At 42.3% G+C, this 13,749-nt stretch carries 12 protein-coding genes; 4 read left to right on the forward strand and 8 right to left on the reverse strand.

Annotated features, from left to right (window positions below; all coding sequences use genetic code 11):
• Positions 1 to 7: 7 nt before the first annotated feature.
• The 5 genes from H148_RS0112315 to H148_RS0112340 form a co-directional block, all read right to left on the reverse strand.
• Complete coding sequence (locus tag H148_RS0112315) at positions 8 to 862, reverse strand: thymidylate synthase (RefSeq protein WP_029035078.1); 855 nt, start codon at positions 860 to 862, stop codon at positions 8 to 10.
• Positions 863 to 1,198: 336 nt separating this feature from the next.
• Positions 1,199 to 2,911: a nucleoside transporter C-terminal domain-containing protein gene (locus H148_RS0112325; protein WP_029035079.1), complete on the reverse strand. Its 1,713-nt coding sequence runs from the start codon at positions 2,909 to 2,911 to the stop codon at positions 1,199 to 1,201.
• An 11-nt stretch (positions 2,912 to 2,922) separates the two neighbouring features.
• Positions 2,923 to 3,543 carry a bifunctional nuclease family protein gene (locus tag H148_RS0112330; protein ID WP_029035080.1) on the reverse strand — a complete coding sequence of 207 codons (621 nt, stop codon included), beginning with the start codon at positions 3,541 to 3,543 and terminating at the stop codon, positions 2,923 to 2,925.
• A gap of 83 nt (positions 3,544 to 3,626) precedes the next feature.
• Positions 3,627 to 4,595: an electron transfer flavoprotein subunit alpha/FixB family protein gene (locus tag H148_RS0112335; protein WP_029035081.1), complete on the reverse strand. Its 969-nt coding sequence runs from the start codon at positions 4,593 to 4,595 to the stop codon at positions 3,627 to 3,629.
• 87 nt (positions 4,596 to 4,682) lie between these two features.
• Positions 4,683 to 5,429 (reverse strand): electron transfer flavoprotein subunit beta/FixA family protein, encoded by a 747-nt coding sequence (locus H148_RS0112340; RefSeq protein ID WP_029035082.1) that lies wholly within the window; start codon positions 5,427 to 5,429, stop codon positions 4,683 to 4,685.
• A 166-nt stretch (positions 5,430 to 5,595) separates the two neighbouring features.
• Between H148_RS0112340 and H148_RS0112345 the strand changes: the two genes are divergently transcribed.
• The 4 genes from H148_RS0112345 to H148_RS0112365 all read left to right on the forward strand — a co-directional run bounded on the left by H148_RS0112345 (position 5,596) and on the right by H148_RS0112365 (position 11,300).
• Positions 5,596 to 6,576: a pyruvate dehydrogenase complex E1 component subunit beta gene (locus tag H148_RS0112345; protein WP_029035083.1), complete on the forward strand. Its 981-nt coding sequence runs from the start codon at positions 5,596 to 5,598 to the stop codon at positions 6,574 to 6,576.
• A 420-nt stretch (positions 6,577 to 6,996) separates the two neighbouring features.
• Positions 6,997 to 7,512, forward strand: a complete 516-nt coding sequence (locus H148_RS0112355) for an inorganic diphosphatase (protein ID WP_029035085.1) — start codon at positions 6,997 to 6,999, stop codon at positions 7,510 to 7,512.
• A gap of 270 nt (positions 7,513 to 7,782) precedes the next feature.
• Complete coding sequence (locus H148_RS17830; protein ID WP_083961665.1) at positions 7,783 to 10,152, forward strand: sodium-translocating pyrophosphatase; 2,370 nt, start codon at positions 7,783 to 7,785, stop codon at positions 10,150 to 10,152.
• A gap of 113 nt (positions 10,153 to 10,265) precedes the next feature.
• Positions 10,266 to 11,300 carry an App1 family protein phosphatidate phosphatase gene (locus tag H148_RS0112365; protein ID WP_029035086.1) on the forward strand — a complete coding sequence of 345 codons (1,035 nt, stop codon included), beginning with the start codon at positions 10,266 to 10,268 and terminating at the stop codon, positions 11,298 to 11,300.
• A gap of 321 nt (positions 11,301 to 11,621) precedes the next feature.
• Here the strand turns inward: H148_RS0112365 and H148_RS0112375 are convergent, their stop codons facing one another.
• The 3 genes from H148_RS0112375 to H148_RS0112390 form a co-directional block, all read right to left on the reverse strand.
• Complete coding sequence (locus H148_RS0112375) at positions 11,622 to 12,320, reverse strand: protein-L-isoaspartate(D-aspartate) O-methyltransferase (protein WP_029035087.1); 699 nt, start codon at positions 12,318 to 12,320, stop codon at positions 11,622 to 11,624.
• A 108-nt stretch (positions 12,321 to 12,428) separates the two neighbouring features.
• A complete protein-coding gene (locus H148_RS0112380) occupies positions 12,429 to 13,046 on the reverse strand; it encodes a deoxynucleoside kinase (RefSeq protein ID WP_029035088.1) in 618 nt (205 codons plus the stop codon).
• A gap of 281 nt (positions 13,047 to 13,327) precedes the next feature.
• Positions 13,328 to 13,693, reverse strand: coding sequence for a DUF6122 family protein (locus H148_RS0112390; protein WP_029035089.1), 366 nt, complete (start codon positions 13,691 to 13,693; stop codon positions 13,328 to 13,330).
• Positions 13,694 to 13,749 lie beyond the last annotated feature (56 nt).

Raw genomic sequence — 13,749 nt, forward strand, 5'->3', positions numbered from 1 at the left:
AAAAAAATTAAACCGCTACCTGACCTTTTATGGCCGGATGCGGATCATAATTTTCCAATATAAAATCTTCAAACTTAAAATCAAAAATATTTTTTACTTCAGGATTGAGTTTCATCACGGGCAAGGGCCTGAAATCCCGGGAAAGCTGCAGGTTTACCTGTTCCAGGTGGTTGTTATAAATATGTGCATCTCCAAAAGTGTGAATAAACTCTCCCGGTTCATAACCGCATACCTGGGCCATCATCATAGTGAGGAGCGCATAAGAAGCAATATTGAAAGGTACGCCGAGAAAAATGTCTGCACTGCGCTGGTAAAGCTGTAGGGATAATCTGGGCTTTGCATTTTCTCCCCCTTCAGGGGCAGGGGGGCTTACATAAAACTGAAAAAAGGCATGGCAGGGAGGAAGTGCTGCTTTGTTGTTCGCCACATTTTCTGAAAAGCTTTTGGAATTGTCGGGTAGCACAGAAGGGTTCCAGGCGGTAACCAGCATACGTCTGCTGTTGGGACTCTTCTTAAGGGTTTCCACTATTTCTTTTATCTGGTCAATGTCTTCACTGTTCCAGCTACGCCATTGATGACCATACACCGGTCCCAGATCCCCGTTCTCATCGGCCCACTCGTTCCAGATCCGCACCCCGTGTTCCTGTAAGTATTTCACATTGGTATCACCGTTGAGAAACCAAAGCAGTTCATAAATAATAGATTTAAGGTGTAGCTTTTTTGTGGTGACCATGGGAAAGCCTTCGCTAAGGTCAAACCTCATTTGGTAGCCAAAGACGCTTTTGGTACCGGTGCCTGTGCGGTCGCCTTTTTCATTTCCATGGTCCAGAACGTGTTTTATAAGGTCGTGATACTGTTTCATATTATAGTTTTTATGACAGACTGCAAGGTTTTTTTTGACCTTGTAGGTCTAAAGATATGCTTCCAATTATTGGGTTTCAATTCTGATCCAGACCTACAAGGATTCCAAAACCTTGCAGGTCAAAAATGTCATTTTTCGACTGAATTTGAGCTAAAATAGAAAACAACTCCGATTAAAAAAGTTAATTCCGGAAAGGAGTTTTTACAGACTTATCAACTATTGCATTAAAGATAAGTAATACCGGATTTTGAAAGGTACTACCCATAAAAAGTAAAAGTCTTGAATTTTGACTCTTGGCTCCTGGTTCCTGGTTCCCTGAAGAGCTACAAATACAAATTAACCAATGATCATCCCTGCGATCGTAGCCGAAAGCAATGATGCTATTGTACCACCAATAAGGGCCTTCATTCCGAATTCAGATAAAGTCTTTCGCTGCCCCGGAGCAAGAGATCCAATTCCACCAATCTGAATTCCAATAGAAGCAAAATTCGCAAATCCGCAGAGCATGTAAGTGGCCATAATAATGGACTTTTCATAGGTTAAGCTAAGGGCGTTCACCGGATTTTTCAATTCTGCCAGCTGAATGTAACCTACAAATTCACTGGCTGCCAGTTTGATCCCCAGCAGTTGACCCATAAGCATCATATCTTCGGTAGCCACTCCTATGAGCCACATAAGCGGTGCGAATATCAGGCCAAGTAGAGATTCCAGCGATAGTTTTCCATAGGGGGTATTTTCGGCCATGACCGCATTTAAAGTGGTAATATCTCCCACCCATCCCAGGACATAATTGATCATCGCAATAAAAGCAATGAACACCAACAACATAGCGGCAACATTGGCTGCCAGTTTTAAACCTTCGGTAGTACCATTGGCAATGGCATCAAGAATATTTGAACCAATTTTTTCTGAAGAAACTTCCACGTTGGAGTCAATTTCCTGTTGCTGCGGATAAAGAATTTTTGAAACAACGATTGCTCCCGGCGCTGCCATCACCGAAGCTGCAAGCAGGTGCTTTGCAAATTCCAGTCTCAAGGCAGGATCATCTCCACCTAAAAATCCAATATAAGCTGCAAGAACTCCCCCGGCAACAGTAGCCATCCCGCCTATCATAACCAGCAGGATCTCCGAGCGGGTCATTCTTTCAAGATAGGCTTTGATCATAAGCGGCGCTTCTGTCTGACCCAAAAAGATGTTTCCGGCCACACTTAAACTTTCAGGACCCGAAATTCCCAGAAGCCTGGTAAGCACCCATGCCATTCCCCTTACTACAACCTGAATAACGCCCAGGTAAAAAAGCACGGAGGTAAGGGCCGAAAAGAAGATTATGGTAGGTAAAACCTGGAAAAGAAATATGAAGCCGTAGCTTTCCACGTTCATTAAACCCCCTAAAAGGAATTCACTTCCCGCGGCGGTGAAGTCCAGAATAAGAACAAAAATTCCACCTACAAATTCAAAAATGTTCTGAATTACTGTCACTTTTAAGACCCCAATTGCGAGGAGAAGCTGGGCAGCAAGACCTACAGAAACTGTTTTCCAGTTAATAGCTCTCCGGTTGCTGCTGAATAGAAACGCAATAAGTATGAGAGAAGTCATACCAAGTGCACCTCTCCAGAAGCTTGTAAAGGTAAAACCTTGGTTGGGTACAATTGTTTTTGCAGTTGCTACCGGTAGTACTTCCTCAATGGTTTGTGGTACTTCCCGTAATGAATAGGTGACGTCTCTTGCACTAAGTACAAGAGTAGAATCTGTAAGTGTTTCAACTCTGAAGTTCTGTATGCTGTCGTTGGGAGTATCAAAGAATAAAATTAAAACCTCATTCTGGAAAACGTAATTTCCGGTTGTATTAGGAAATTCTTCATTGGTAAGGGCGAGTTCAAAGTCACCGTTATCAAGTTTTAAATAATCATTCCCGGGAGAGATTTCTAAAATGACATTTTGGGTGTTGCCTTCAACGGCTTCAAAATCCCAGGTTTTAGAAATGGATTGTGCAAAAATAGGGGAAATTCCGAAGAAGATCAGGAACAGGCAGCACCAGATTTTATTCATAAAAGGGGGGATTATTTGCGCTTGGAGATCTCATCTCGCAGGCGGGCCGCTTTTTCATAATCTTCATTTTTTACGGCCTGATCTAACATGTTATTCAGTTCGTTAAGAGAAAGTTTTTTATAATCGGGCCGGTCAGATTTTATTTCCACTTCATTAGAAAAAAGTTCATCTACGATGATATTCTCTTTTTCCTGCTCTTCTTCCTCTTTACTGGCATCTCCTTTTAAGTAAATACCGGCTTTATCAAGTATATTTTTATAGGTGAAGATCGGGGCCTGGAATCTCAAAGCGAGAGCGATGGCATCGCTGGTCCTGGCATCAATGATCTCCTCGATCTTGTCGCGTTCACAAATGAGGCTGGAATAGAATACTCCATCTACCAGCTTATGAATGATCACCTGTTTTACCACGATCTCAAACCTGTCGGCAAAATTTTTAAAAAGGTCGTGAGTGAGAGGCCGGGGGGGTTTGATCTCTTTTTCAAGAGCAATAGCAATAGATTGAGCCTCAAAGGCCCCAATGACTATGGGTAGTTTGCGTTCTCCTTCCACCTCGCTCAGGATTAGGGCATAAGCCCCATTCTGTGTCTGGCTGTAAGAAATTCCTTTTATATTAAGGCGCACTAAACTCATACTTTAAAAATACAAAAAAGCTGTCTAAACGGGCAAAAAACCTAATTTAGACAGCCCTTTTAATGGCTCGCAAGTTAAAAAATTTATGAGTTACTAGCCTTAAATTCCTTTAATTTTTCGGTGAGTTTTGGCACTATTTCAAAGGCATCTCCCACCACGCCGTAATCGGCTGCCTTGAAGAAAGGTGCATCAGGATCGTTGTTGATCACCACCTTGGTTTTAGAGGCACTAACTCCGGCAAGATGCTGTATGGCTCCGGAAATCCCTACTGCAATATAAAGATTTGCAGCTACCGGTTTTCCCGTTTGTCCCACGTGTTCGCTGTGTGGTCTCCATCCCATATCACTCACAGGTTTTGAACATGCTGTTGCTGCTCCAAGTGTTTCGGCCAACTCTTCAAGCATTCCCCAGTTTTCGGGTCCTTTCATACCTCTTCCTCCTGAAACTACGATCTCTGCATCGGCAATCGTCACCTTATCGGCTGCTTTGTCAACTGAAACCACATTTACATTGAAATCTCCTTCCGCAAGAGAAGGGGAGAAATCTTCTTCGCTGGTTTCCGTCTGACTTTCCTTTAATCCAAATGCGTTTTTTGAAAGTCCGATGATCTTCACGTCTGTGGAAAGTTTGGTGAAATTAAAAGCTTTATTAGTAAAAGCCGTTCTTTTTACCTGTAACGGCTCGGTTCCTTCGGGCAATGCAACAACGTTTGAAGCATAACCTGCTTCAAGTTGTACCGCCAATAACGGAGCTAAATATTTTGCGTTTGCGCTCTGGCTTAGGATAATAACTTTTGAACCTTCTTTTTCGGCCGCCTGTTTGATGGCATCGGCGTAAGCTTTTGCATTGAACTTTTGAAGCTTTTCATTGTTCACCTTAAGCACTTTGCTCACTCCATATTTTCCCAGGTCACCTGCGCTTTGTGCATTAAAGGAAACGGCAGTAACCTCTGTTCCCAACATTTCGGCAACGCCTTTGGCGTAAGAAGCCACCTCAAATGCGGTCTTCTTAAATTTTCCTTCTTCTGATTCTGTATATACTAAAACTGACATATCTTTCTTTTTAAAATTCCAATAGACAAATTCCAAATTCCAACTTCAAAATCCATTTTAAGAATTCTGAATTTTGAACTTCGAATTTTAAATTACTTTAGCCTCGTTGTGAAGTAGGTTTACTAATTCGTCAAGATTATCTGCATCCACAAGTTTAATATCTCCTTTTGGCTGTGGCTTTTCAAATTTCACAGCTTCAGAGTGAGTTCCGGCTTCCACAGGTTCAACTACATTTAACGGCTTTTTACGTGCCTGCATAATTCCGCGCATATTGGGAATTTTCAAATCGCTTTCCTGAACAATTCCTTTTTGAGCGCCAACGACTAACGGAAGACTTGCTTTCAGGGTTTCTTTTCCGCCATCGATCTCGCGAACAGCAGTGGCTTCATTGCCTTCTACTTCAAGGCCAATGCAGGTATTCACGAAATTTGCTCCAATCAAACCTGCAACCATTCCGGGTACCATTCCGCCATTATAATCAATTGATTCGCGGCCGGCGATGATAAGATCGTAATCTCCGTCCTTTGCAACTTTTGCGATTTGTTTTGCAACGTAAACCCCATCTGTAGCAGGAGTATTTACGCGAATTGCCGTGTCGGCTCCAATGGCGAGTGCTTTTCTTAAAGTAGGCTCGGTTTCGGTGCCGCCAACATTTACCACATCTACTGTTGCACCTTGTTTTTCTTTGAACCACATGGCCCTTGTAAGACCAAATTCGTCATTTGGATTGATCACGAACTGTACCCCGGCGGTGTCGAATTTTGTATCACCTTCAGAAAAATTGATCTTTGAGGTCGTATCAGGAACATGACTAATACACACTAATATTTTCATATTTCTCAGAATTTTTTAAATAAAATTTATAAATGGTTTACGAAGATACGTAAAAAGTGAGGAAAAATACTGTGCGTGCATAAGAAATTTTTGTTCTGAAGTAGGCTATTATCCTTATTTGAATTACTATTTTTGTGATTCGAAAATTTTTAATCAAATACGTGTAATGAAGACAATCCAGTTCAGGGAAGCAATTGCCCAGGCCATGAGTGAAGAGATGCGCAGGGATGAAACTGTGTACCTTATGGGGGAAGAGGTTGCTGAATATAACGGAGCTTATAAGGCATCAAAAGGTATGTTGGACGAATTCGGTCCCGACCGTGTGATCGATACGCCCATTTCAGAATTAGGTTTTTCAGGAATTGGGGTAGGAAGCGCCATGAATGGAAACCGACCTATCATCGAATTCATGACCTTCAACTTTTCCCTGGTGGGAATTGACCAGATCATAAATAACGCTGCCAAGATGCGCCAAATGAGCGGCGGGCAGTTTAATATTCCTATAGTATTCCGTGGGCCAACAGCATCTGCGGGGCAATTAGGTGCTACACACTCTCAGGCTTTTGAGAGTTGGTATGCAAATACTCCGGGACTAAAAGTTATTGTGCCTTCTAATCCTTACGATGCAAAAGGACTTTTAAAAGCCGCCATTCGCGATGACGATCCTGTGATCTTCATGGAATCTGAGCAAATGTATGGTGACAAAGGAGAGGTGCCCGAAGAAGAATATGTATTACCAATTGGTAAGGCCGATATTAAAAGGGAAGGTAGTGATGTAACTATCGTTTCCTTCGGAAAAATCATCAAAATTTGCTACAAGGCTGCTGAAGAATTAGAAAAAGAAGGTATCTCCTGCGAAATCATTGACCTGCGTACTATTCGACCTATGGATCACGAGGCAATACTTAAATCTGTGAAAAAGACGAACAGGTTAGTGGTCGTTGAGGAAGCTTGGCCGTTCGGAAATGTTGCCACAGAGATTACTTACCAGGTGCAGTCCCAGGCCTTTGACTATCTCGATGCGCCAATTGTAAAGATCAACACTGCCGATACTCCGGCGCCATATTCCCCGGTATTGCTGGAAGAGTGGTTGCCAAATCACAATGATGTGATCAAGGCCGTGAAGAAAGTAATGTATAAGGATTAAAACCTTTTAAAAATAGCATTTTAGAGCCTCCTTTTCGGGAGGCTTTTCATTTAAAAAAATCCCAAGCACCAAGCAACAAATTCCAATTCTGGTTGCCTTTAACTTCGATCTTGAATTATTGTTTAGTTCATTCATTTCGCTGCCAATTCCTACCACCTCAGAATATTTAAAACACCAGGCACTCAATTCCAGTTGGGCTCTCTGAGCCCCGGTTCTAAATTACTGCAATTGCCACTTAATAGAATTTGGAATTTAGATCCTGAGTTTTGGAAATTGCTCCGCTTGTGTGAAGAAAAACATAAACTTTTGGCCAAATGAGCCTTAGGTGGTACTTCCCATTGTTTTAAGGCTGTAAAAAACCGAATGAAGTAGTATATTTGCCGCCCCCTATGTAAAAATTATTAAACATATATTATAGTAATGAGTAAAACATTTGACGTTCTTATCGAAATTCCAAAAGGGAGCCGGAATAAATATGAATATGACTTTAACCTCAAAAAGGTGCGCTATGACAGGATGATCTTTTCTTCCATGATGTATCCTGCAGATTATGGTTTCATCCCCGAGACCCTTGCTCTGGACAGCGATCCTCTGGATGTGCTTGTACTGGTTACAGAACCTACTTTTCCCGGTTGTGTAATGGAAGTTAAGCCTATTGGAGTGTTTCACATGGCCGATGAGAAAGGTCCCGATGAAAAAGTGATTTGTGTGCCGGTTTCAGATCCTATCTGGAACAGGTTGAATGATCTGAGTGACGTAAATGCTCATCTTCTTAAGGAGATAGAACATTTTTTCCAGGTTTATAAGGATCTTGAGCAAAAGAAAGTGGATGTTGAAGGTTGGGGAGATCTTTCTGAAGCAAATCAAATCATTGATGATTGTATCCAGCGCTATAAGGACAGTAACGGAGATAAGGGGAATTTTTCCATCCAGTAATTGTATAATAAAGAATTAGAAAATGCAGCTATTGAAGAATAGCTGCATTTTCTTTTTATATGATTTTTCCTACGGCGTTAAAAAAGGGATGAAAAAATAGCATTAACAGGGAATCTTTAATAATAATACATATTTGCTGCTTGAGAAACCTTCCCGACTAGGAATATCTGAATTTATTGACACAAATACTGATAAACATCATTTTTAGTAAGCCATATTTTGTCCTCTTTTGCTAACTTTAGCGCCGCTAATTAATTTTAACAAAAAATTATGGAATCATACATGATCTGGTTGCCGGCTATTCTGGCGATTATTGGACTTATTTTTATGTGGGTAAAACGCTCCTGGGTTTTGAAGCAGGATGCAGGAGATGGAAAGATGAAAGATATTTCTTCTCATATTTATGAAGGAGCACTGGCTTTTCTTAATGCCGAATATAGGATACTTACCATTTTTGTTATCGTAGCCAGTATCTTACTGGCCGGAATTTCATTTATTGTTCCAACCACTCATATCTTAATTGTTGTAGCTTTTATCTTTGGAGCTATTTTTTCGGCTTTTGCCGGAAATATCGGAATGCGTATCGCAACTCAGTCCAACGTTCGAACCACACAAGCGGCAAGAACAAGTCTGCCACAGGCACTAAAGGTCTCTTTTGGTGGTGGTACAGTAATGGGACTCGGGGTTGCCGGACTTGCAGTTCTTGGTTTAACAACATTCTTTATCATTTTTTACCATGTCTTTATGGGTGGGGAGTGGACAAACGTTCACCAAATGACCATAGTTCTGGAAACCCTGGCTGGATTCTCGCTGGGAGCTGAATCTATCGCGCTCTTCGCCCGTGTGGGTGGTGGTATTTACACCAAGGCTGCCGATGTTGGCGCCGACCTGGTTGGAAAAGTGGAAGCCGGTATCCCTGAAGATGATCCCCGTAACCCTGCCACAATTGCCGATAACGTTGGTGACAACGTTGGTGACGTAGCCGGAATGGGTGCCGATCTTTTTGGAAGTTACGTGGCTACAGTGCTTGCTGCCATGGTATTGGGTAACTACGTGATTAACGACATGGGAGGAAATATCGTAGGCGAAGGCTTCAGCGGAATAGGACCTATCCTGCTGCCAATGGCCATTGCCGGCTTCGGAATTATCTTCTCTATAATCGGAACTATGCTGGTGAAGATCAAAAGCAATACTGCTAAAGAAGCCGAAGTTCAGTCTGCTCTAAACAAAGGAAACTGGATCTCAATTATATTAGTTGCAATTTCTTCATACTTCCTTGTGACCTGGATGTTGCCCGAAAGTATGAAAATGGTTTTCTTCGGTGAAAAAGAGATACAGGTGATCTCTTCCCTTCGGGTATTTTATGCCACTCTTGTAGGTCTTGTCGTGGGTGGAGTGATCTCTGCAGTGACCGAATACTACACAGGGCTTGGTAATAAGCCTGTACTTTCTATCGTCCAGAATTCCAGCACAGGTGCCGGTACGAATATTATCGCCGGACTTGCTACCGGAATGATCTCTACTTTTTATTCTGTACTTCTTTTTGCCATTGCTATTTGGGCATCATATGCTTTTGCAGGTTTCTATGGGGTAGCACTTGCGGCTTCGGCTATGATGGCAACTACTGCAATGCAGCTGGCCATTGACGCCTTTGGACCTATTGCCGATAACGCGGGGGGGATTGCCGAAATGAGCGAATTACCTTCAGAAGTTAGGGAAAGAACAGATATTCTTGATTCCGTAGGAAATACTACTGCTGCAACCGGAAAAGGTTTTGCAATTGCTTCAGCGGCACTTACTTCTCTTGCACTTTTCGCAGCTTATGTGACTTTTACAGGCATTGACGGGATCAACATCTTTAAAGCTCCCGTACTAGCAATGCTTTTTGTCGGAGGAATGATTCCCGTGGTATTCTCTGCCCTTGCCATGCAGTCTGTAGGGAAGGCAGCGATGGAAATGGTAAACGAAGTGCGTCGACAGTTCCGTGAAATTCCCGGAATTATGGAAGGAACCGGAAAACCTCAATACGACAAATGTGTGGAAATTTCCACAAAAGCTGCGCTACGGGAAATGCTTTTACCTGGATTGCTAACCATTGGTTTCCCAATCATTATTGTACTCGTTCCCATGGCTTTTGAATATGAAAATCGTTTAATTGCTGAAATGCTTGGCGGTTATATGGCCGGCGTAACCGTGAGCGGCGTACTTTGGGCTATTTTTCAGAACAATGCTGGAGGTGCATGGGACAATGCCAAGAAATCCTTTGAAGCAGGGGTTATGATCAACGGGGAGATGACCTACAAAGGATCTGAAGCACATAAAGCTGCTGTAACCGGAGATACGGTTGGAGATCCTTTCAAGGACACTTCCGGGCCTTCAATGAATATTCTTATTAAACTCACATGTTTGATCGGACTGGTGATCGCACCAATTCTGGGTGAAGATATGGCCATTGCCAATACGCCTGAGGTTGATGAAGTGACCATTCTTCAGCAGGAAGAAGAACCTGCAGCTGTGGCCCAATTTTCTACAGACAAGGCTGAGACTCTCGCAGCTGCTGAGGAAATTGCAGATGCTGTAACAGCTTTCGAAGAAATTCCTGCAGAACAAATTTTAGAAGTAGAGACTCAAAAAGAGTAATTCTAGATTAAGTTTCCTAAAATATTTTAAAAATCTCCTGCAACTGCGGGGGATTTTTGTTTTTAAATGTATCTTGAAAGAGGTGTCAAAAATTTCATTTCTAAATTCTTTTTATGAAGCTCCTTTCCAGGTTAAAAAATCACCTTACCGCAAAACCTGAAGTTAAACTGGCTACGTATCGCAGTTATGGGACCGGTAGTCACCTGTATCTCCTGGGACGTGCCATTGATGATGATAAGCTCAAGATGCATGAGGATCAATCGTTCTTCAGGACCCTGGTCAATACGTACAAACAATTTGATAGTTATGAGGTCACTGATGCAGAAGTGGCTCTGGAACTGCCTAATGGGCGTGTGCTTACCACAAAAACGAATGCTGAAGGTTATTTTCTTTTCGATAAAACCATCTCCCTGGATCTAAATGAACACGCCGATGATGAAGGTTGGGTAAAGCTGAAAGTTTCTTTTGGAAATGAGGTGTCTAATAGCATAATTACAAATGGGAATAACTTTGAAGCAGAATTACTTATTCCGCCAACAAAAGCGAGTTTCGGGGTAATAAGTGATATTGACGATACTATTTTACATACCGGCGTGACTTCTTTTTTAAAATGGAGACTCATTAAAAATTCTCTTTTTAAGAACGCCCATAACAGGATCTCCCTGGAAGGTTCTCCAAAATTTTACCGCGATCTCCATGCCGGAAAGAAAGGTAATGAACAAAACCCAATGATCTACCTGAGCAACAGCCCCTGGAACCTGTACGAATACCTGAAGTTATTCCTGGAGATCAATGATTTTCCAAAAGGACCAATTCTGCTCAGGGATTTCCGGACCCCCTTTGACAGGACGCTTAAACCTGAAAAACCACACAAGCAAAAGGAGATTATCAATATCCTCAAAACATATCCTAACCTCAACTTCATCCTTATTGGCGACAGCGGGGAACATGACCCCGCGATTTATACCGAGATTGCTGCTCAATATCCCGATCGCATCCTCGCGATCTATTTACGGAGTGTAAATCACCGCCGACAAATGAGACGGGTTAGAAGTATCGTTGATAATTTTGAAACCGTTCCGGTGCTTATGGCCGAAACCTCTCAACAAGCTGAAGAACACGCGAGGGAACAAGGATTTATAAAATGAAAAAGGAGTAGGGAGCAAGTAAAGTATTTAGACCTGCATTGTTAAGGAAATTTTCATAAAAGCCCCCTTCTTTCCGGGTGGTGCTCACTGGGCGGAGGTGGTCCTTGTAAAGGCAATATCTGTCGTTCCTGCAATAATTTTGAGTTCATGTGGATCTAGACACGTGTGGGAATCCGGGAATTTTATTCAGAAGGGTAAGTCACCTGAGAGGGCTCGTAGGTAAATGTTATAAACATTGAGAATGTGGTTCTCTCAAATGCTCCGCGGGCTTGTACCGGTGAAATTCCATTTTTACTGACACCGATTACCAATAATTAAGAGCTAATCCCTTCTTGTAAACGGTACAAACCGCACCGGCATCATATTTTTGATCTTTAGCTCTCCGTCTTCCTGCTTTTCGACAAGTCTAAGTTCCTGGGTGGAAGACATTGGTCCAACGGGAATGACCATTTTACCTCCCACTTTTAGCTGATCTACCAATCGGGGAGGAATCTCTTCGGGAGCAGCGGTCACAATGATAGCATCATAGGGCGCGTGCTCTTCCCATCCGTAAAAGCCGTCACCAACTTTAAAGTGAATATTGTCATAACCCATTTCGGTAAGCTTCTTTTTTGCAGTTTTTGCCAGGGGTTCTACAGTCTCAATGGTATAAACTTCATCAACGATTTCGGCCAGCACTGCTGCCTGGTAGCCCGATCCTGTACCTATTTCCAGTACTTTCATTCCGGGTTTGGGATTGATTGCCTGGGTCATATAGGCCACTATGAACGGCTGAGAAATAGTTTGACCATTCCCGATGGGCAGCGGCCGATCTTCATATGCGTACCTTTCGATGTTTTTTGGAACCAGGCGGTGACGCTCCACACTGCGCATGGCTTCTAATGTATGTGGGTCTGTTATTTCGCGTGGAGCAAGATGTTGCTTCACCATCTTTTCACGCTGTTGCTCATATCTATCCTGTTCTGTAAAAGGAAAGAAAAAGAGCAGCATTATACTCCAGATGAATATGGAAGTCTTCATGATCTCTAATTTAATGATTCCCTATAAGATAATGAAAATCAGGAAACAATGATCAATGAATAATAAACAATTTTCAAGTTCTAAAGTCTTCCGTCTAACATCTCTCGTCTACTTAAAAAGTCCGTTGAGCTCTCCATCCACTCTTGTAATAATATTTCCCAGGTCTTCCGGATTGTCGACGAAGTTGATGTTGTCCACATCAATAATCAGCAGGTTTCCTTTATTGTAGTTGTGCACCCAGCCTTCGTATCGTTCGTTAAGGCGGCTTAGGTAATCAATGGAGATGGAATTTTCGTATTCGCGGCCACGTTTGTGGATCTGGGAAACTAGATTGGGAATGCTGCTGCGCAGGTAAATTAAAAGATCGGGTCCCTGTACCACGCTTTCCATAAGGTCAAAAAGGGAGCGATAGTTCTCGTAGTCACGGTTAGTCATAAGACCCATGGCGTGCAGGTTGGGCGCAAAGATGTGGGCGTCTTCGTAGATCGTACGATCCTGGATAATGGCTTTTCCGCTTTCCCGGATTTCAAGGATCTGGCGGAAACGGCTGTTCAAAAAGTAGATCTGCAGGTTAAAGGACCAGCGCTCCATTTTGTTGTAAAAGTCCTCGAGATAAGGATTTTCGAGTACGTCTTCATATTGAGCTTCCCAGTTAAAATGTTTCGCTAGTAATTTGGTAAGGGTGGTTTTTCCCGCCCCTATGTTTCCCGCAATGGCTACGTGCATGTTCAGTGAATTTTTTGCTGTTGATCCCGGAGCAGTGAAAACTCCGGTGGTAAATATAATAGAATTAGATTTTTTAATAAAGGTAAAACTGTGAAATGGTTAATTAGATATAAGTCCGCTTCGCTAAAAGAACCAGGAGCCAGGACATCGTTATTTAATTATAATATCCAGGTTAACCGTAGGAAATCTGGCTAAATTGACAGGATCGGCGGGAAATTTATTGTGGATTTAATTAAAGGTTACTGTTTTTTATGCGTTGAGCAATGTCCTCCGTTCACTTTTTAGATTCCCTGAAAAATTTCAGCAGCAGAACAATTCGCACATTTGGAAAACATCCACAGGCAGTCGATAAAATCGGTGATCATGTGAAAAGCCAGGCCTATCATCACCAGCCGAATGATCTTATGTTTGACAAAAACAGCTCCCAGGAAGTACAACGGGATGACAAATTCTGAGTGTAGTACATGGAATCCTATACTACACCTTCCGGGATGAAAAATGGGCGTGGCAAGCAAGTGATCAAGGTCCACCAGCATAGTCACCAATAAAATCAGCCAGTATTTTTTCCAGTTCTTTTTGTCATACCAGTAAGCAATTGCACCTATAAAGATGAAGTGGAGGAAATAATGAACTACCGTTTGAAGCATTAAGGAATTAAAATTTGAGTTGGGGTTTAAAGTTACATTTTTTAAAATGTAGAGGT

Origin of the sequence: Salinimicrobium terrae DSM 17865, from assembly GCF_000424665.1 — a bacterium.
GTDB lineage: Bacteria > Bacteroidota > Bacteroidia > Flavobacteriales > Flavobacteriaceae > Salinimicrobium > Salinimicrobium terrae.